The sequence below is a fragment of the Streptomyces nanhaiensis genome (assembly GCF_046614825.1).
Classification (GTDB): Bacteria; Actinomycetota; Actinomycetes; order Streptomycetales; family Streptomycetaceae; genus Streptomyces; species Streptomyces radiopugnans.
On the sequence record NZ_JBKJFM010000004.1, the window covers coordinates 97199 to 115459 of the forward strand.

General features: G+C 73.2%; 16 protein-coding genes. 7 read left to right on the forward strand and 9 right to left on the reverse strand.

Annotation, left to right across the window (positions count from 1 at the left end):
* Window positions 1–29 precede the first annotated feature (29 nt).
* The 5 genes from hflX to miaA all read right to left on the reverse strand — a co-directional run bounded on the left by hflX (window position 30) and on the right by miaA (window position 6527).
* A complete protein-coding gene (gene hflX / locus ACLIYP_RS02565; protein ID WP_412711490.1) occupies window positions 30–1529 on the reverse strand; it encodes a GTPase HflX in 1500 nt (499 codons plus the stop codon).
* 198 nt (window positions 1530–1727) lie between these two features.
* On the reverse strand, window positions 1728–3902 hold the full coding sequence (locus ACLIYP_RS02570; RefSeq protein WP_412711491.1) for a RelA/SpoT family protein: 2175 nt from the start codon (window positions 3900–3902) through the stop codon (window positions 1728–1730).
* Between the two features lie 99 nt (window positions 3903–4001).
* Window positions 4002–4919, reverse strand: coding sequence for a diaminopimelate epimerase (gene dapF, locus ACLIYP_RS02575; protein WP_412711492.1), 918 nt, complete (start codon window positions 4917–4919; stop codon window positions 4002–4004).
* A gap of 52 nt (window positions 4920–4971) precedes the next feature.
* Window positions 4972–5538: a hypothetical protein gene (locus ACLIYP_RS02580; protein ID WP_412711493.1), complete on the reverse strand. Its 567-nt coding sequence runs from the start codon at window positions 5536–5538 to the stop codon at window positions 4972–4974.
* Window positions 5539–5588: 50 nt separating this feature from the next.
* Window positions 5589–6527 carry a tRNA (adenosine(37)-N6)-dimethylallyltransferase MiaA gene (miaA, locus tag ACLIYP_RS02585; RefSeq protein ID WP_412711494.1) on the reverse strand — a complete coding sequence of 313 codons (939 nt, stop codon included), beginning with the start codon at window positions 6525–6527 and terminating at the stop codon, window positions 5589–5591.
* Window positions 6528–6876: 349 nt separating this feature from the next.
* Here miaA and ACLIYP_RS02590 point away from each other — a divergent pair, with 349 nt between their 5' ends.
* Complete coding sequence (locus tag ACLIYP_RS02590; RefSeq protein ID WP_412711495.1) at window positions 6877–7068, forward strand: hypothetical protein; 192 nt, start codon at window positions 6877–6879, stop codon at window positions 7066–7068.
* 52 nt (window positions 7069–7120) lie between these two features.
* Here ACLIYP_RS02590 and ACLIYP_RS02595 read toward each other — a convergent pair whose 3' ends face one another.
* Both ACLIYP_RS02595 and miaB read right to left on the reverse strand, forming a co-directional pair.
* Window positions 7121–7828 carry a class III extradiol dioxygenase subunit B-like domain-containing protein gene (locus ACLIYP_RS02595; RefSeq protein WP_412711496.1) on the reverse strand — a complete coding sequence of 236 codons (708 nt, stop codon included), beginning with the start codon at window positions 7826–7828 and terminating at the stop codon, window positions 7121–7123.
* Between the two features lie 152 nt (window positions 7829–7980).
* Window positions 7981–9468, reverse strand: a complete 1488-nt coding sequence (miaB, locus tag ACLIYP_RS02600; protein ID WP_412711497.1) for a tRNA (N6-isopentenyl adenosine(37)-C2)-methylthiotransferase MiaB — start codon at window positions 9466–9468, stop codon at window positions 7981–7983.
* Window positions 9469–9545: 77 nt separating this feature from the next.
* Here miaB and ACLIYP_RS02605 point away from each other — a divergent pair, with 77 nt between their 5' ends.
* Window positions 9546–10544, forward strand: a complete 999-nt coding sequence (locus ACLIYP_RS02605) for a TAXI family TRAP transporter solute-binding subunit (RefSeq protein WP_412711498.1) — start codon at window positions 9546–9548, stop codon at window positions 10542–10544.
* Window positions 10545–10637: 93 nt separating this feature from the next.
* Here ACLIYP_RS02605 and ACLIYP_RS02610 read toward each other — a convergent pair whose 3' ends face one another.
* Together ACLIYP_RS02610 and ACLIYP_RS02615 are read right to left on the reverse strand one after the other, a co-directional pair.
* Complete coding sequence (locus ACLIYP_RS02610) at window positions 10638–12065, reverse strand: sensor histidine kinase (RefSeq protein WP_412711499.1); 1428 nt, start codon at window positions 12063–12065, stop codon at window positions 10638–10640.
* 33 nt (window positions 12066–12098) lie between these two features.
* Window positions 12099–12860: a response regulator transcription factor gene (locus ACLIYP_RS02615; protein ID WP_412711500.1), complete on the reverse strand. Its 762-nt coding sequence runs from the start codon at window positions 12858–12860 to the stop codon at window positions 12099–12101.
* Between the two features lie 282 nt (window positions 12861–13142).
* Here ACLIYP_RS02615 and ACLIYP_RS02620 point away from each other — a divergent pair, with 282 nt between their 5' ends.
* From ACLIYP_RS02620 to ACLIYP_RS02640, 5 genes are all read left to right on the forward strand, one after another.
* Window positions 13143–13919, forward strand: coding sequence for an amino acid ABC transporter ATP-binding protein (locus ACLIYP_RS02620; protein ID WP_410536050.1), 777 nt, complete (start codon window positions 13143–13145; stop codon window positions 13917–13919).
* Between the two features lie 53 nt (window positions 13920–13972).
* Window positions 13973–14806 carry a glutamate ABC transporter substrate-binding protein gene (locus tag ACLIYP_RS02625; RefSeq protein WP_412711520.1) on the forward strand — a complete coding sequence of 278 codons (834 nt, stop codon included), beginning with the start codon at window positions 13973–13975 and terminating at the stop codon, window positions 14804–14806.
* Window positions 14807–14907: 101 nt separating this feature from the next.
* Entirely contained in the window at window positions 14908–15582 is a 675-nt protein-coding gene (locus tag ACLIYP_RS02630; protein WP_412711501.1) for an amino acid ABC transporter permease, read from the forward strand.
* Window positions 15579–16487: an amino acid ABC transporter permease gene (locus ACLIYP_RS02635; RefSeq protein WP_412711502.1), complete on the forward strand. Its 909-nt coding sequence runs from the start codon at window positions 15579–15581 to the stop codon at window positions 16485–16487. The genes ACLIYP_RS02630 and ACLIYP_RS02635 overlap by 4 nt, the downstream gene beginning before the upstream one ends.
* Before the next feature lie 190 nt (window positions 16488–16677).
* The gene (locus tag ACLIYP_RS02640; RefSeq protein ID WP_412711503.1) at window positions 16678–18240 is read left to right on the forward strand and encodes an FAD-dependent monooxygenase; all 1563 of its coding nucleotides are present in this window, start codon (window positions 16678–16680) and stop codon (window positions 18238–18240) included.
* Window positions 18241–18261: the final 21 nt, after the last annotated feature.

Here is an 18261-nt window from a genome sequence, read left to right on the forward strand (position 1 = left end):
GGGTCGGGACCCGCGCGCGGCGCGGGAGCTCAGGCTCCCGTGCCCGCGGTGACGTACGCCCTGAGTTCGGCCGCCAGCTCCTCGTGGACACGGCCCTTAAGCAGCGTGCCGCCCTCGGTGTGCTCCTCGGAGACGACCTCCCCGTCGGCGTGGACCCGGGAGACCAGGTCGCCGCGGGTGTAGGGCACCAGCACCGTCAGCTCCACGGCCGGGCGCGGCAGCTCCCGGTCGATCAGCTCCAGCAGCTCGTCGACGCCCTGCCCGGTGCGGGCGGAGACGGCGATGGCGTGCTTCTCGGCGCGCAGCAGCCGTGCCAGGGTGAGCGGGTCGGCCGCGTCCGCCTTGTTGACCACCACGATCTCGGGCACGTCCACCGCGCCGACGTCCCGGATCACCTCGCGCACGGCGGCGAGCTGCTCCTCCGGCGCCGGGTGCGAGCCGTCGACCACGTGCAGGATCAGATCGGCGTCGCCGACCTCCTCCATCGTGGAGCGGAACGCCTCGACGAGGTGGTGCGGCAGATGGCGTACGAAGCCGACGGTGTCGGCCAGGGTGTACGCACGCCCGCTGGGGGTCTCGGCGCGGCGCACGGTCGGGTCGAGGGTGGCGAACAGCGCGTTCTCCACCAGCACGCCCGCGCCCGTGAGGCGGTTGAGCAGCGAGGACTTGCCCGCGTTGGTGTATCCGGCGATGGCGACCGACGGCACCTTGTTGCGGCGCCGCTCCTGCCGCTTGACGTCGCGGCCGGTCTTCATCTCCGCGATCTCCCGGCGCATCTTCGCCATCTTCTCGCGGATCCGCCGCCGGTCAGTCTCGATCTTGGTCTCACCGGGACCGCGGGTGGCCATGCCACCGCCCGAGGACCCGGAGCCGCCGCCACCCATCTGCCGGGACAGCGACTGGCCCCAGCCCCGCAGCCTGGGCAGCATGTACTGCATCTGCGCGAGCGAGACCTGCGCCTTGCCCTCCCGGGACTTGGCGTGCTGGGCGAAGATGTCGAGGATCAGGGCGGTGCGGTCCACCACCTTGACCTTGACGACGTCCTCGAGGTGGATGAGCTGGCCTGGGCTGAGCTCACCGTCGCACACGACGGTGTCGGCCGCCGTCTCGACCACGATGTCACGCAGTTCCTGCGCCTTGCCGGAGCCGATGTAGGTGGCCGGGTCCGGCTTGTCGCGGCGCTGGATCACACCGTCGAGGACGATCGCGCCGGCGGTCTCGGCGAGGGCGGCGAGCTCCGCGAGGGAGTTCTCGGCGTCCTGCACCGTCCCGGAGGTCCACACGCCCACGAGCACCACGCGCTCCAGCCGCAGCTGCCGGTACTCGACCTCGGTGACGTCCTGGAGTTCGGTGGAAAGGCCCGCGACGCGGCGCAGGGCGGCGCGCTCGGAGCGGTCGTACTGGTCGCCGTCGCGCTCGCCGTCGATCTCGTGACTCCAAGCGACGTCCTCCTCCATCAGGGCGTCGGCTCGGCGGTACGTCTCGGCGAGGCGCTGGCCGTTCTGCGGAAGGGAGGAAGAGAAGGTCAAGTGAGTCCTTACGTCGTCGGAGTGAAGGTATCCGGGTCAACGTGCGCGGCGCCCGGAACATTCCCGCCGGCACGGACGCCGACGCGGGCCGCGGCCCGCCCCGGACACGATGATGGTGGCACGGTGCGGCCCGTCCGTCACCTGGTTTGCGCGACGGTCCGCCCTTCCGGGCGGACCGGGCTCCCCGGAACGGGCCCCTCAGGGCTGCGGGCGGGTGGCCCGGACGACGTCGTAGACGCCGGGCACCTCCCGCATGGCCCGCATCAGCCGGGGCAGCTCGCCGGCGTCCTCCAGCCGCAGGGTGTAGGTGTGCCGCACCCGGTGCTCCCTGGGCGGCTCCACCTCGGCGGAGACCACGGCGGCCCCTTCCGCCGCGATGGCCTCGGTCAGATCGGCGAGGAGGTGCGGGCGGCTCAGCGACTCGGCGTGCAGCGTCACCCGGCAGCCGGCGCCGGAGTCCTGCCACCGCACGGCCACGGTCTCGCGGCCGGCGCCGGTCATCCGGGCCACGGTCGGGCAGCCCTCCCGGTGGACGGTCACCGCACCACCGCGTACCGCGAAGCCGATCACGGCGTCGGGCGGCACGGGAGTGCAGCATCGGGCCAGCCGCACGGGGGCACCGGGCAGCCCGACCACGGCCGCGGACCTGTCGCGGGGCTGCACGGCCCGGCCGGGGGCGTCGGGCTCGGCGGCGGAAGCGGCGGAAGCGGCGGAGGCGGGAGGGGGAAGGGGTGTCCGGGCCCCGGCAGGCGGGGCCGTACGGGCCTCTCCGCCCGTGCTCTCCGTCCGCCCGCCCTCCGCCGGCCCGCCGTCCTCCGCGCAGGCGTCGAGCCAGGTGCGGATGGCGATCCGCGCGGTGGGGGTGCGGGCGTGCTCCAGCCACTGGGGGGAGGGGCCGGACGTACCCTCGGGAGCCATCAGCAACTGCAGCGAGTCGCCGTCGCGCAGCACGGTGCCCAGTGCCGCGAGCCGTCCGTCCACTCGGGCTCCGACCAGGGCGTGCCCGGCCGCGCCGTAGCGGGCGTAGGCGGCGTCCACGCAGGTGGCGCCCGCGGGCAGGTGGAGGGCGGCGGTCCGGCCGGGGCCGCCCGGGTCGGTGCAGAAGACGGTGATCTCGCGGTCCTGGGCGAGGTCGTCGTGCAGCTCGGCCCAGAAGGTGTCCGGGTCGGGTGCGTGGCTCTGCCACTCCAGCAGCCGCTCGAGCCAGCCGGGGCGGGTGGGGTCGGCGCGTCCGTCGTCCGCGGCGGCCGTCTCGCCGGCGGGGTCGGTGTGGGAGGCGCCGGAGGTGCGGTGCGGGTCGCCCAGGGCGATCACCCCGGCCTCGGCGACCCGGTGCATCCGGCGGGTGCGGACCAGGACCTCGGCCACCCGCCCCCCGGTGTCGGCGACGGCGGTGTGCAGCGACTGGTACAGGTTGAACTTCGGCACGGCGATGAAGTCCTTGAACTCCGACATCATCGGCGTGAAGCAGGTGTGCAGTTCCCCCAGGACCGCGTAGCAGTCCGCGTTCTCGGCGACCAGGATCAGCAGCCGCCCGAAGTCGCAGGGCCCCAGCTCGCCGCGTTTGGCGCGGGCCCGGTGGACGGAGAGGAAGTGCCGCGGCCGGATGAGGACCTCGGCCGCGATGTCCGCCTCGCGCAGTACGGCCCGCACCGATTCGGCGATCTCGGCCAGCGGGTCGGCACCGGCGTTGTGGTCGCGGATCAGCTCCCGGGTGCGGGCGTACTCCTCGGGGTGGAGGACGGCGAAGACCAGGTCCTCCAGCTCGGTCTTGAGCGCCTGCACGCCCAGCCGCTCGGCCAGCGGGATCAGCACGTCGCGGGTGACGCGGGCGATGCGCGCCTGTTTCTCGGGCCGCATCACGCCCAGGGTGCGCATGTTGTGCAGCCGGTCTGCGAGCTTGATGGACATCACCCGCACGTCGTTGCCGGTGGCCACCAGCATCTTGCGGAAGGTCTCCGGTTCGGCGGCGGCGCCGTAGTCCACCTTCTCCAGTTTGGTGACGCCGTCGACGAGGTAGCCCACCTCCTCGCCGAACTCCGCCCGCACCTGTTCCAGCGTCACATCGGTGTCCTCGACGGTGTCGTGGAGCAGGGAGGCCGTCAGGGTCGTGGTCTCGGCGCCGAGTTCGGCCAGGATCAGGGTGACGGCCAGCGGGTGGGTGATGTAGGGCTCGCCGCTCTTGCGCGTCTGCCCCCGGTGCGAGGACTCCGCCAGGACGTAGGCGCGGCGCAGGATGTCGAGGTCGGCGCCGGGGTGGTGGGCGCGGTGCGCCTTGGCCAGGTGCTCGATGGCGTCGGGGAGGGCGTGGCGGGGCGACGGGCCCAGGAGGGCCGCACGACCGAGCTTGCGAAGGCTCCGTACTGCGCTCATGGCACCTCCCACTGCGCCGGGGGGCTTGATCCTACCGAGCCTCCCACACGCCGCGTGCCGCCTCCCGTCCGCAGTGGCCGGGATCACCCGTTCGAGCGGTCAGCCCCCGGGGAGCGTGAGCAGGCCGGGGTCGATCGTGCCCTCGGCCACGATCACGGCGGGGCCGGTCATCTCGACACCGCCGTCCGGATGTTCGGTGATCACCAGCCGCCCGCCGGGGACGTCGACGGTGTAGGTGACCGCAGTGCCGTCAGCGGCCGGGTCCGCACCGTCGCGGCGGGCGGCGGCGACCATGACCGCGCAGGCGCCCGTACCGCAGGAGCGGGTCTCGCCGGAACCGCGCTCGTGCACCCGCAGGGCCACGTGGCGCGGCCCCCGGCCGACGACGAACTCGACGTTGACGCCCTCCGGGTAGGCGGCGGCCGGCGCCACGGCCGGAGCGGTGCACAGGTCGCCGGCGTGGGCGAGGTCGTCGACGAAGGCGACGGCGTGCGGATTGCCCATGTCGACGCTGAGCGCGGGCCAGCTGCGCTCCCCCACCGTGACGGTGACGTCCGTCTCCGTGCCGCCGGGCAGCTTGGCGGCGCCCATGTGGACGGTGACGTCGCCGTCCCCGGCGAGGCGCACCCGGCGCACACCGGCCCGGGTGGCGACGGCGAGGGCGCCGGCCCCGGCCAGTCCGGCGCGCTGGAGGTAGCGTGCGAAGACCCGTACGCCGTTGCCGCACATCTCCGCGACGCTGCCGTCGGCGTTGCGGTAGTCCATGAACCACTCGGCCTCGCCGGCCATCGAGCGCGCCTCGGGGTGGGCGGCGGAGCGCACCACCCTCAGCAGGCCGTCCCCGCCGATCCCGGCGCGCCGGTCGCACAGCCGGGCCACGGTCCCGGCGGGCAGGTCCAGCGCCCCGTCCGGATCGGGGATGATCACGAAGTCGTTCTCGGTGCCGTGCCCCTTGAGGAACGGCACGGGCGTGCCTGCGGTCCCTGCTGCGCTGTCCACGGTGTCCACGGTGTCCATCGTACGGGGGCGGGCCCGGCCGCCGGACCGGTGGAGCCGGGCCGGCGGCGCACTAGCGGAGCCGGGCGACGCGCCAGACGGCCAGCGCCACGAGAGTGCCGGTGACCAGCGCGTACAGGGCGACCAGGCGCCAGTCGGGGCGCTCGCCGGAGCCGCGCGGCGGCAGCCCCGGCCAGGTGAGGCCGACGCGACGGGCGGCCATCATGCCCCAGCCGGCGGCGCAGCAGCTGAGGAGAAGCCCGAGCATGGCGACCACCGCCCCGCCATCGCCGAGCCCGAAGGCGAGCGGGAAGGCGAACATCAGCGAGCCGGCCGCGCCCAGGCCCACGATCGGGGCGAGCTGCCACAGCCGCAGCTTGCGGGGCGGGCGGAGTTCGCCGTAGGACTCGTCCCCCTCGGCGGAAACCTCCCCCAGCGCATCGAGGCCGTCCCCGTCCTCCGGTGGGCCCATGCCGTCCAGGCCCACCGGGCCGTCGCCGGCCGCGCCGTCGGCGCGGAGCTGCTCGACGACCGGTTCGTCGCTGTTGCGAGGGCCGGCCTCCATCGCCACGTGCCCTCCCAACTCCCGGCTCTGCGGCTCGTTCGGCGGTCGATGCTCGCCGATGCTCGATGATGGCACGCCAGGACGGCCGTCCAGCGCCCGCTGGGCGTCCCGATGCCATCACGTGATCAGGCTGTGACCGCTCGTTCGAGGAGGGCCAGAGCCCGGTCGGGGAGTTCGCCGCGGTCGTCCGCCGCACCGCTGAGCCAGTGGACGCGCGGGTCGCGGCGGAACCAGGAGTCCTGGCGGCGTGCGAAGCGCTTGGTGGCGCGTACGGTCTCGGCGCGCGCCTCGTCCTCGGTGCACTCGCCGGCCAGGGCGGCCAGGATCTGCTGGTAGCCCAGGGCCCGCGAGGCCGTACGGCCCTCCCGCAGTCCGGCGCGCTCCAGTTCGCGCACCTCCTCGACCAGCCCGGCCTCCCACATCCGGTCGACCCGGCGGGCGATCCGCTCGTCGAGTTCGGGGCGCCCGACGTCGACCCCGATCTGGAGGGTGTCGTAGACGGACTCGGGGCCGGGGAGATTGGCGGTGAAGGGGCGGCCGGTGATCTCGATGACCTCCAGGGCGCGGACGATCCGGCGGCCGTTGCCGGGCAGGATCGCGCGGGCCGCCTCGGGGTCGACGGCGGCGAGCCGGGCGTGCAGCGCCCCGGAACCGGACTCGGCCAGCTCGTCCTCCAGCCGGGCCCGCACGGCCGGGTCGGTGCCGGGGAACTCCAGTGCGTCGACGGCGCCGCGCACGTAGAGCCCCGATCCCCCCACGAGCACGGGGGTGCGCCCCCGGGCGAGCAGGCGGTCGATCTCGGCACGGGCCAGGCGCTGGTACTCGGCGACGCTGGCGGCGACCGTGACGTCCCAGATGTCCAGGAGGTGGTGCGGAACGCCCTGGCGCTCCTCCCGCGTCAGCTTGGCGGTGCCGATGTCCATGCCCCGGTAGAGCTGCATGGAGTCGGCGTTGATCACCTCGCCGCCGAGATGCCGGGCGAGGGCGACGCCCAGGTCGGACTTTCCGGCCGCGGTGGGGCCGACCACGGCGATGACACGGGGATTGGGGGGTGAGCTGCTCACGGCCCAAGTCTCGCAAATACGCGGGGAGGGATCCGAACGGGTTGTGCGGTGCCCCGGTACCGAGGCCGCCCGCCGCGGCGTTCCACCGGCCCGCGCTCCGGAGGCCCGGGCCGGACGACGGGGCGCGGACCGGTGCGCCGCTCCGCGGGGCGCGGAATTGCGGCCACGCGAGTAAGGTCTGGTGTGTATACGGGGGCATTTACGTCATTAACCCCCATTCACCGTGATTCGGAGGCGGCCCGGAGGAATGCCCCCGCCCCTTCCCGCCCCGTCCGCGGAGCCGGAGCGGATCACGGACTCCGCCCAGGGCGGGGGCCGCCGGAGAGCACGAGAGAACGGAGTGACCGTCATGGGCATCATGGACAGGGTCAAGGGCATGGTGGGCCGGCACGGCGGAAAGGCCGGGGAGACCTCCGGTGACAGGACCGGAGGCAGGCACCGGCGCGGCACCGGGACCCGCGACGCGAAGATCCGGGAGGCGCGGGAGCGGATGACCCGTGAGAGGGACGAGAAGGGGGACACCGCCGGCCCCGGCGCCTGAGCGGCCGCCGCCCCGCCGCGGAGCGGATCCGGGCGGGGACGGGGCGGGCGGCCTACGACCAGCTGGCCACCAGGTAGCCGACGCCGTAGGGCGCCTGGTCGTACAGCAGCCGCCCCTGGAGCCCCGCGCCCTCGGCCGCGCCGGCCAGCACCTGCCAGCAGGCCCGGCCGGACGCCTTCAGCTCGTAGGCCAGCTCCTCGTCGAGTGCCAGCAGCCCGGCGGGGTCGGCGGCGCCCAGGGCTCGGGCCGCGTCCGCGTCGAAGGCGGGGGCGCGCTCGTCGAAGTACCCCGGCGCCTTGATCGTCCGGCAGGCGCTGCCGTCGCCCATCGCCAGCAGCGCGACGCGCTCCGCGGAGGCGGCCAGTTCCCGCCCGGTCCGCGCACAGCGCTCCCTCGGCAGCGGCTCCCCCACGCCGAGCCCCTCCACGGGCGCCGCGCTCCAGCGCGTGCGCTCCAGCAGCCAGGCGCCGACGGCCAGGGACGGCGGCAGCGGATGCCCGGCGGGCGGGCCCTCGCCCAGCCGGACCTCCAGATCGACGCCGAAGGGGCGGAAGGAGCCGGTGGCGCCCTGCGGATACCTGCCCCGGCCCGCCGGCTCCGCGGCGCCGACGACGACGAGCCGGTCGGGACGCGCGGCGGCCAGGACGGCGACCGCGTCGTAGCAGGCGGCCCGGGCCTCGTCCATCTCGTGCGCGGCGCCTCCCGCCACCTCGGGCACCAGCAGCGGCGGGCAGGGGCATACGGCTGCGGCGACAAGCATGGCGCGCAGCCTACCGCCCCGGGGCCTCACCGCGATCGGGCGCGCAGGGTGCTCGCACACGTCTGACCAGCGCACACCCGGCGCACGTCTGGCTCACGGCCGGCGCGCGCACGCCAGGCCTGCGCGCGGGTGCGCGCCGGAAGGCGGACGTGTCAGCGGGCGGTGCAACCGCCAGGCGCGGCGGGCAGCGGCTCGGGGACGCCGACGGTCGGCAGCCCGAGCATCACGCCCCGGGGCTTCGGCTCGGGCGAGGCGTTGCGCCGCTCCCATGCGTCCCCGGCGCGGGTGCGCCGCACCCCCAGCACCGCGCCCTCGGCCAGCAGGTGGTGCGGGGCGGCGTAGGTGACCTCGACGGTGGCCATGTCCCCCGGGCGCGGCACGTCCTCGTCGGGACGGGTGAAGTGGACCAGGCGGTTGTCGGGGGCACGGCCGGACAGCCGCCGCGTGGCGCCGTCCTTGCGGCCCTCGCCCTCGGCGACCATGACCTCCAGCGTCCGCCCGACCTGCTTCTTGTTCTCGGCCCAGGAGATCTCCTCCTGGAGGGCCACCAGGCGCTCGTACCGCGCCTGCACGGTCTCCTTGGGGACCTGCCCGTCCATCTCGGCGGCCGGGGTGCCGGGGCGCTTGGAGTACTGGAAGGTGAACGCCTGCGCGAAGCGGGCCTCGCGGACGACGTGGAGGGTCTGCTCGAAGTCCTCCTCGGTCTCGCCGGGGAAGCCCACGATGATGTCGGTGGAGATCGCGGCGTCGGGGATCGCGGACCGGACCTTCTCGATGATGCCCAGGAAGCGCTCCTGCCGGTAGGAGCGGCGCATCGCCTTCAGCACGCGGTCGGAGCCGGACTGCAGCGGCATGTGCAGCTGCGGCATCACGTTCTCCGTCCCGGCCATGGCGGCGATGACGTCGTCGGTGAAGTCGCGCGGGTGCGGGGAGGTGAAGCGGACCCGCTCCAGCCCGTCGACCTTCCCGCAGGCGCGCAGCAGCTTGGAGAACGCCTCGCGGTCGCCGATGTCGGAGCCGTAGGCGTTGACGTTCTGCCCCAGCAGGGTGATCTCGGTGACGCCCTCGGCGACCAGCGCCTCGATCTCGGCCAGGATGTCGCCGGGCCGGCGGTCCTTCTCCTTGCCGCGCAGCGCGGGGACGATGCAGAACGTGCAGGTGTTGTTGCAGCCGACCGAGATGGAGACCCAGGCGGCGTACGCGCTCTCGCGCCGGGTCGGCAGCGTGGAGGGGAACGCCTCCAGCGACTCGGCGATCTCGACCTGCGCCTCCTGCCGGACGCGGGCGCGCTCCAGCAGCACCGGCAGACTGCCGATGTTGTGGGTGCCGAAGACCACGTCGACCCAGGGGGCCCGCTCCACGATGGTGTCGCGGTCCTTCTGCGCCAGGCAGCCGCCGACCGCGATCTGCATGCCCGGCCGGGACGCCTTCTTCGGAGCGAGGTGGCCGAGGTTGCCGTACAGCTTGTTGTCGGCGTTCTCCCGCACCGCGCAGGTGTTGAAGACGACCACGTCGGCGTCGTCGGCGTCCCCCGGAGCCCGGACATAGCCCGCGTCCTCCAGCAGGCCCGACAGGCGCTCGGAGTCGTGGACGTTCATCTGGCACCCGTAGGTGCGCACCTGGTAAGTCTTCGCACTCATCTCAGTCGACAGGGTACGTGCTCCCGGGCCCGCCCCGCCCCTCCCTTCCGCGCACCGGCCCTGGCAGGATCGAGGACATGGTCTCCCCGCACGTACGGCGCCCGTGGGCACGGCGGCCGCTGGCGGCCGCCGCGGCCGCGGCGGCCGTGCTCGCGCTGCTGCTGTGGTGGCTGCTGCCCGGCGGCGGCCCGGCGCCCGGCGGCCAGGTCGTCTTCACCACCGGCGCCCGGGGCGGGGTCTACGAGCGATACGGGGAGTTGCTGAAGGAGCAGCTGGGCCGCGACCTGCCCGATGTGGACGTGACCCTCGTGCCCAGCCAGGGCTCGGTGCAGAACATCGAGCGGCTGGTCTCCGGCGAGGCCTCCTTCACCATCGCCGCGGCCGACGCCGTCGCCGCCTACGTCAACTCCGGCGGAAAGGACGCCGACCGGCTGCGGGCCTGCGCGCGGCTGTACGACGACTACATCCAGCTCGTCGTACCGGCCGACTCGCCGGTGCGCGCCGCCGAGGACCTGGAAGGACTGCGGGTCGGGCTCGGACAGCGGCGCTCGGGGGTCAACCTGATCGCGGGCCGGCTGCTGAAGGCCGCCGGCCTGGACCCCGGCAGGGACGTCCAGCCGGTGCTCCAGGGCATCGACCGGATGCCGGAACTGCTGATCCGCGGGGAGCTGGACGCCTTCTTCTGGTCGGGCGGGCTGCCGACCGGTGCGATCGAGGAGCTCGCGAAGGCCGTCGAGATCCGGCTCGTCCCGCTGGGCGACCTGGTACCGGTACTGCACGAGCAGGAGCCGCAGACCCGCTCCTACCGGGCGGCCCTGATGCCCTCCGACGCCTATCCGGCCGTCCAGGACGGCAAGGCCGTGGAGACGATCGCGGTGGCGAACCTGCTGGTCACCATGGACGGCACGGACGCCGCGCTGACCGAGGGGATCACCCGCTCGGTGATCAACAGCCGGGACCGCATCGGCCGCGAGGTGCACGCCGCGCAGAGGGTCGACCTGCGCACGGCCATCTACACCCATCCGCTCCCGCTGCACCGGGGCGCCGAGCGCTACTACCGCTCCGTGAAGTCCTGACCCTGGTCCGGGGAGCCCGTCCCGGGCGCGCCCGGGACGGACGCGCGGCGCCCGCCGGCGCCACGGCCGCGGCCCCCTCGGAGCCTTGGAGCATCACCCCGCGTCCGGCGCGTTCCGCGGCAGGCCGATCACCACGCGCAGGCCGTGCGGCTCGTTGTGGGCGAAGGAGATGTCCGCCCCGCCCGCGGCGAGCAGCGCGCGGGAGATGGACAGGCCCAGGCCGGAGCCGGAGACGTTCTGGTGGCGGCCGCTGCGCCAGAAGCGGTCCCCGATCCGGCTCAGCTCGTCCTCGGTGAGGCCGGGCCCGTGGTCGGCGACCTCGACGGCCACCCGCCCGCCGCCGGCGGTGACGGTGACGGTCACCGACTCCCCGGCGGGAGTGAACTTCACCGCGTTGTCCACGACCGCGTCCAGCGCGCTGGAGAGCGCGACCGGGTCCGTCCAGCCGGTCACCGCGCCCTGCCCGGCCGCGCGCAGCTCCACCCCCTCGCGGTCGGCGACCGGACGCCAGGCGGCGACGCGTTCGGCGGCGAGCGCGGCGATGTCGGTCAGCCGCAGGTCGGCGGGCGTGTGCTCGGCCAGCGCGAGGTCGAGGAGGTCGTCGAGCACCCGGGCCAGCCGCTTGCCCTCGGCCCGTACCGAGGCGATCTCCTCGTTGTCCTCGGGCAGTTCCAGTGCCAGCAGGTCGATGCGGAGCAGCAGGGCGGCAAGCGGGTTGCGCAGTTGGTGGGAGGCGTCGGCGACGAAGGCGCGCTGCTGCTCCAGAACGGTCTCGACGTGGTCGGCCATCTCGTTGAAGGACAGGGCCAGGCGCTGGAGTTCCGGCGGCCCGCTCAGGGCGGCCACCCGGGAGGCCAGCCGCCCGGTGGCGATGTCGTGGCTGGCCTTGTCCAGTACGCGCACCGGTTCGAGGACCCAGCCGGTCAGCCGGACGGCGAGGGCGACGGCGACGAGCATGGCGGCCGCCTCCCCGGCGGCCAGCGGCAGCCAGTCGTGCAGGACGCGCGAGCGCATCGGCCCGGTGGGGGAGTCGGTGAGGACGACGGCGACGACGTCGCCGTCGCGGACGACCGGCGAGGCGACCGCGATCCGGTCGTCCTGCCAGGGCCACACCTGGGGCGGATCGTGGCTGCGGCGGCCGGCCAGGGCCTCGGCGAACGCCTTGGCGCCCTCCCCCTGGCGCGGGGGCCGCCAGGTCGCCGGGGCCGCGGCCATCGTGCTGCCGTCGCGGTAGAAGACGCCGGCCCTGATGCCGTAGAGGTCGTGGTACCGGCCGAGTTCGTCGCGCAGCGTCGCCAGCCGCTCGTCCTGCTGCCGGGCCTCGGCGGTGGTGGGGCTGCGGGCCGGGGGGCGGGTGGTGACGTACTGGGCCAGGGACGCGAAGCGCGCGGTGTCGTCGATGCGGTCGATGACGACGTGCTGCTGCTCGGCGGCGGCCATGCTCGCGGCGAGCGGGAAGCCGAGGGCGAGCAGGACACCGGCCATCAGGGCGATGAGGAGGGCGAGGAGGCGTGTGCGCACGGCGGGCGGTCCTCTTCCGTCCCGGCCCCGGCCTCAGCCGGCGGGGGCGACGAGCCGGTAGCCGACTCCGCGCACCGTCTCGATCAGGGCGGGCAGGGCCAGCTTGGAGCGGAGCGAGGCGATGTGCACCTCCAGGGTGCGGCCGGTGCCCTCCCAGTTGGTGCGCCACACCTCGCTGATGATCTGCTCACGGCGGAAGACGACGCCGGGGCGCTGGGCGAGCAGCGCGAGCAGGTCGAACTCCTTGCGGGTCAGGGGAACCGCCTCGCCGCGCACCGTGACCCGGCGGGTGTCGGTCTCGATGGTCAGCGCCCCCAGGCGCAGCTCCCCGGTCCCCGCGCCCCGGGCGCTTCCGGTCTCCCCGCCCTCGGCGCGGTCGGCGCCCGGATCGCCCGGTGCGCCGGCCGGGGCGGTGGCGGCGGTGGGGGCGGTGCGGCGGCTGACGGCGTGGATCCGGGCGAGGAGCTCGGCGGTGTCGTACGGCTTGACCACGTAGTCGTCGGCGCCGAGGTTGAGGCCGTGGACACGGGAGCGCACATCGGCCCGCGCCGTGACCATGATCACCGGGGTGCTGGTGAGCCGCCGGATGCGTCCGCACACCTCGAAGCCGTCGATGTCGGGCAGGCCGAGATCGAGCAGCACCACGTCGAAGGGCGGCGCGGCGCCGTCGGGGAGCAGGCGCCGCAGGGCCTCCTCGCCCCCGCGGGCGTGCACCACGTCGAAGCCGTGCCGGGTGAGCACGGCGGACAGCGCCGCGGCCACGCGGTCGTCGTCCTCGACGAGCAGCAGTCTCATGGCCCCTCCTCTCCCCCGGTGCTCCCCCGTGTGTCTCCCCCGGGCCCTCCCCGGCGTGGCAGTCATCCACCCCGATCCGGCCCCGCGCGTCAAGACCCGGCGGGCCGCGGCCCGCACGAACCCCTACGTTAAGCAGCCGATACGCCGACCGGTGAACCTTTCGGGCGATACATCCCTTTGCGGCTGAATCGTTATGCTCAAGTTCAGCTCAGATGGGATGACGCTGCTCAACGGTGGTCACTAAGGTCCCCTCAACCGACGAGGACGGAGCGAATGACGCCGATGAGCAACGTATCGGTGACCAAGGACGCCGCACCGACGGCGGAGAACCTGGTCGTCCTGGACAATGTCAACAAGCACTTCGGTGCCCTGCACGTCCTTCAGGACATCGACCTGACCATTGCGCGGGGCGAAGTCGTCGTCGTCATCGGACCCTCGGGGTCCGGGAAGTCCACGCTGTGCCGCACCATCAACCGCCTGGAGACGATCGACTCCGGGACGATCCTGATCGACGGCAAGCCCCTGCCCGCCGAGGGCAGGGAACTGGCCCGGCTCCGCGCCGACGTCGGCATGGTCTTCCAGTCGTTCAACCTCTTCGCGCACAAGACGGTGCTGGAGAACGTCATGCTGGGCCAGCTCAAGGTCCGCCGCGCCGAGAAGAAGGCGGCGGAGGAGAAGGCCCGCTCCCTGCTCGACCGGGTGGGCGTGGCCAACCAGGCCGACAAGTACCCCGCCCAGCTCTCCGGCGGCCAGCAGCAGCGCGTGGCCATCGCCCGCGCGCTGGCGATGGACCCGAAGGTGATGCTCTTCGACGAGCCGACCTCCGCGCTCGACCCCGAGATGATCAACGAGGTCCTGGAGGTCATGCAGCAGCTCGCGCAGGGCGGCATGACGATGATCGTCGTCACCCATGAGATGGGCTTCGCCCGCTCCGCCGCGAACCGGGTGGTCTTCATGGCCGACGGGCGGATCGTCGAGGAGGCCACTCCCGACCAGTTCTTCAGCAACCCGCGCAGCGACCGCGCCAAGGACTTCCTGTCGAAGATCCTCCACCACTGATCCGGCAACGGCTCAGCGGACCTTTGCACGATACGACTCCAGGGATGTTCACCATGACCCTCCGCAAGTCCGGCCTCGCGGCCGCCACCGCTGTCGTCCTCGCCCTGACCGCCACCGCGTGCGGCGGCGGCGGTGACAGCGGCTCCAACGGCGACAAGATCACCATCGGCATCAAGTTCGACCAGCCGGGCCTGGGCCTGAAGACGCAGGACGGCGAGTACACCGGCTTCGACGTGGACGTGGCCAAGTACGTCGCCAAGGAGCTGGGCTACGACGAGAAGAACATCACCTGGAAGGAGGCTCCCAGCGCCGAGCGGGAGAACATGATCTCCAACGGTGATGTGAAGTTCATCGTCGCCACCTACTCGATCACCGACGAGCGCAAGGAGCGGGTCGACTTCGCCGGCCCGTACTTCCTCGCCCACCAGGACTTCCTGGTCCGTGCCGGTGACGACTCCACCTGGAACCAGGACGAGCTGAACACCAAGGAGCTGAAGCTCTGCTCGGTCACCGGCTCCACCTCCGCGCAGAACGTCAAGAACAAGTTCGCGCCGAAGGCCGACCTGCAGGAGTACGGCGGCTACTCGGAGTGCCTGACCGGCCTGGAGAACGAGGCCGTCGACGCCCTGACCACCGATGACTCCATCCTGGCCGGCTACGCGGCGCAGAAGGAGCACCAGGGCAAGTTCAAGCTCGCCGGCCTCAGCCTCAGCGACGAGGCCTACGGCATCGGCCTGAAGAAGGGCGACACCGAGCTGCAGAAGCAGATCAACGACGCCCTCACCAAGATGGTCGAGGACGGCTCCTGGGAGAAGGCCGCCGACAAGCACTTCGGCCCGGCCGCCTACGACTACGAGTCCGCCCCGGAGATCACCGAGAAGAGCTGACGACGGCAGGCGCGGCGCGCCGCCCCCGAACGGGCGGCGCGCCGCGCCTTCCGACGCCGTCCGACGAGACGCCATCCGACGAGGCGAGAGCGCGGGAGAACGTGTTCGACTTTCTTGATTCCGGGCAGTACGACGTGCTCGGAGCCTTCTGGGTGACGGTGCAGCTCACCTTGTACTCGGCGATCGGCTCCCTGGTCTGGGGGACGATCCTGGCCGGTATGCGGGTCAGTCCGACGCCGCTGATGCGGACCTTCGGCACCGTCTACGTCAACGCCGTGCGGAACACCCCGCTGACGGTGATCATCGTGGCCACGTCCCTGGGCCTGTACCAGACGCTGGGGATCACACTGGCCGGCGGCGACTCCAAGGAGATCGGCTTCCGGCTGGCGGTGCTCGGTCTGATCGCCTACCACGCCACCTTCGTGTGCGAGGCGCTGCGCTCGGGCATCAACACGGTGCCCGTCGGCCAGGCGGAGGCGGCGCGCGCGCTGGGACTGGGCTTCTTCCAGGTACTGACCCTCATCATCCTCCCGCAGGCGTTCCGGTCGGTCGTGGCGCCCCTGGCGAACGTGCTGATCGCCCTGACCAAGAACACCACGGTGGCGGCGGCCATCGGTGTGTCGGAGGCCGCGCTGCTGATGAAGGAGATGGTGGAGATCGAGAGCGACGCCATCTTCCTGGTCTTCGCGGTCTTCGCCTTCGGGTTCGTTGTCCTGACCCTCCCGACCGGCATGCTGCTGGGCTGGGTGAGCAAGCGCGTGGCGGTGAAGCGATGAGTGACCTGTCCGTTCTCTACGACGCGCCGGGACCGCGCGCCAAGGTCCGCAACCTGGTCTACTCGGCGGTCTTCCTCGTCCTCCTCGCCCTCGTCCTGTGGTGGGTCCTGGACACGATGGCCGGCAAGAACCAGCTCGCCGCGGAGAAGTGGAGCCCGTTCGTCACCGACTCCCGGGTGTGGACGACGTATCTGATCCCCGGGCTGCTGAACACCCTCAAGGCCGCGGCGCTGGCGATCGTCATCGCCCTCCCGCTGGGCGCCCTGCTCGGCATCGGCCGGCTGTCGGAGCACCGGTGGGTCAGCCGGCCGGTCGGTACGGTGGTGGAGTTCTTCCGCGCCATCCCGGTGCTGCTGATGATGGTCTTCGCCAACCAGGCGTACGCGCAGTTCACCGACATCGACTCCGAAGTGCGCCCGCTGTACGCCGTGGTGACCGGCCTGGTGCTCTACAACGCCTCGGTCATCGCCGAGATCGTGCGGGCGGGCATCCTGTCACTGCCCTCGGGTCAGACGGACGCGGCCAAGGCCATCGGCATGCGCAAGAGCCAGATCATGCTCTACGTGCTGCTGCCGCAGGCGGTCACGGCGATGCTGCCGGCGCTGGTCAGCCAGCTCGTGGTGATCGTCAAGGACACCGCCCTGGGCGGCGCGGTGCTCGGCTACGCCGAACTCCTCAACCAGGCACGGGTGATCACCGCCAACTACGGCGCCAACACCATCGCGGCCCTCACCGTGATCGCGTTGATCTTCATCCTGCTGAACTTCCTGCTCACCAGCTTCGCGAGCTGGCTCGAGGGGCGTCTGCGGCGCGGCAAGCGGTCCACCGGCGCCGTGCTGCACGGCGGCGCCGACACGGAGATGGAGTTCGACGAACCCCACGTCGAGCCCCACACGCGGAAGTAGCCGCGCACCGCGCCCGTCTTCCGCGCCCGCTGCGCACCTACTGCCTGTGCCCCCGTCGCTTGACGGGGGCACAGGCAGTAGGTTGCATACGAGGTGTGATCGTGTACCGGGCTCCATCGGCTCCACCCCCTCTTCCCTCCCCGGACCTTCTTCCCTCCCCGGACCGTGAGAACTGCGAGGGCCGCCCGTCGTGGACCCGGTGATCGTCGTCGGCGCGGGACCTGTCGGGCTGGCGCTGGCACTGGCGCTGGCGCGTCACGGTGTGCCGTCGGTGGTGCTGGACGGCGGTGACGGCGAGGTGGAGCAGCGCACGGCGCGCACCTGCGTCCTGCGGCCGGACACGGCGGCGTACGCGGCGACCCTGGGCGGTGCCCGGTGGGCGGCGTGGCGCACCGAGCGGCGGCGGCAGCCGGTGCGGCGGGTCGAGTTGGACGCCCTGACCTCACCGGTGCACATACAGCAGTACGCGCTGGAACGCGGCATGCGGGCCGCGCTGGAGCGGGAGCCGCTGGCCGAGATCGTCACCGGGGCCCGCCTGGACGAGCTGGAGCAGGACGAGCGGGGGGTCTCGGCGCACACCCGAGGCGCTCCCGGCTCCGCCGGCGCCTGGTGGCGGGGCAGTTATCTGGTGGGCTGCGACGGCGCCCGCTCCACGGTGCGCAAGCTGCTGGGGATCCGTTTCCCCGGGCGCACCTCCGTCGAGCGGCACGCGGTGGCGGCCCTGCGCGTGGAACTGCCCTGGGACGGTGAGGCGCTGCTGCACCGCGACGTGCCCGGCGGCGAGAGCGAGGTGGTGGCGCGCCCGCTGCCGAACGGCGTGTGGCGACTGGACTGGCTGCTTCCGCCCCGCGGCGATCTGGTCACTCCGGACGCTCTGCTGGCCCGGATACGCGACACCCTGGCCGCATGGTGCGAGGAGGCCCCTCCCTACGAACTGCTGGACACCGGCGTGCACATCGCCCACCAGCGGCTGGCGCGGCACTGGCGCTCGGACCGGGCCTTCCTCGCCGGGGACGCGGCGCATCTGCTGGGGGCGCTGGGCACCCAGCCCGTCGACGAGGGACTGCGGGACGCGGCCAATCTGGCCTGGAAGCTGGCTCTGTGCCTGCGCGGCCAGGCGTCCGGGGAACTGCTCGACAGCTACGAGGCCGAGCGGCGCGGCGCGGTGGGGGCCCGGCTGCGCGCCCTGGACCAGGCTCTGCCACTGGTGCGTGGGGGCGGAGGACTGCGCACCCTGCTGTCCGGCGCCTCACGGGGGCATCTGGAGCTGCTGACGGACGGGCATCTGGGCCGGGGGCCGCTGGGCGCGGCACCGTGCTACGGGCATTCGCCGCTGGCACCGGGGCAGGACACCGTTCCCGGAGCGCTCACGGTCGGGACCGAGCCGGGATCACCTGTGCCGGACGTACCGGTGACGGCCCTGGACGGAACGCGAGGGCGGCTGTGGGAGCGGCTGGGCGGTGAGCTGCTGGTGCTGCTGGTCGCGCCAGGCACCCATGTGTGGGACAGCCGCCACTGGCTGTCGGCCGGACTGATGCCGGAGCTGGCCGCCGTGCTGGAGCGGCTGCCGGTGCCCGCGGAGCTGCTGGTGGCCGAGGGCTATCCGGGTGCGATCGCCCATACCGCCCTGGTGATCCGCCCGGACGGGCACCTTGTGACCGCTCTGCCCGGTGCCCGGACGGGCGAACTGCGCGCCTGTGTCGAGGCGGTACGCGGCGCCCTGGCCGGAGATGCGGACGCAGCGGATCCGTGATTGCCGTCGGTCGGCACCGTA

Coding starts and splice junctions, on each gene's coding strand:
- ACLIYP_RS02625 (WP_412711520.1), top strand. CDS start 13,973: ATGACCCTCCGCAAGTCCGGCCTCGCGGCCGCCACCGCTGTCGTCCTC.
- ACLIYP_RS02605 (WP_412711498.1), top strand. CDS start 9,546: ATGGTCTCCCCGCACGTACGGCGCCCGTGGGCACGGCGGCCGCTGGCG.
- ACLIYP_RS02635 (WP_412711502.1), top strand. CDS start 15,579: ATGAGTGACCTGTCCGTTCTCTACGACGCGCCGGGACCGCGCGCCAAG.
- miaB (WP_412711497.1), bottom strand. CDS start 9,468: ATGAGTGCGAAGACTTACCAGGTGCGCACCTACGGGTGCCAGATGAAC.
- ACLIYP_RS02615 (WP_412711500.1), bottom strand. CDS start 12,860: ATGAGACTGCTGCTCGTCGAGGACGACGACCGCGTGGCCGCGGCGCTG.
- ACLIYP_RS02590 (WP_412711495.1), top strand. CDS start 6,877: ATGGGCATCATGGACAGGGTCAAGGGCATGGTGGGCCGGCACGGCGGA.
- ACLIYP_RS02595 (WP_412711496.1), bottom strand. CDS start 7,828: ATGCTTGTCGCCGCAGCCGTATGCCCCTGCCCGCCGCTGCTGGTGCCC.
- dapF (WP_412711492.1), bottom strand. CDS start 4,919: ATGGACACCGTGGACACCGTGGACAGCGCAGCAGGGACCGCAGGCACG.
- ACLIYP_RS02570 (WP_412711491.1), bottom strand. CDS start 3,902: ATGAGCGCAGTACGGAGCCTTCGCAAGCTCGGTCGTGCGGCCCTCCTG.
- ACLIYP_RS02620 (WP_410536050.1), top strand. CDS start 13,143: ATGAGCAACGTATCGGTGACCAAGGACGCCGCACCGACGGCGGAGAAC.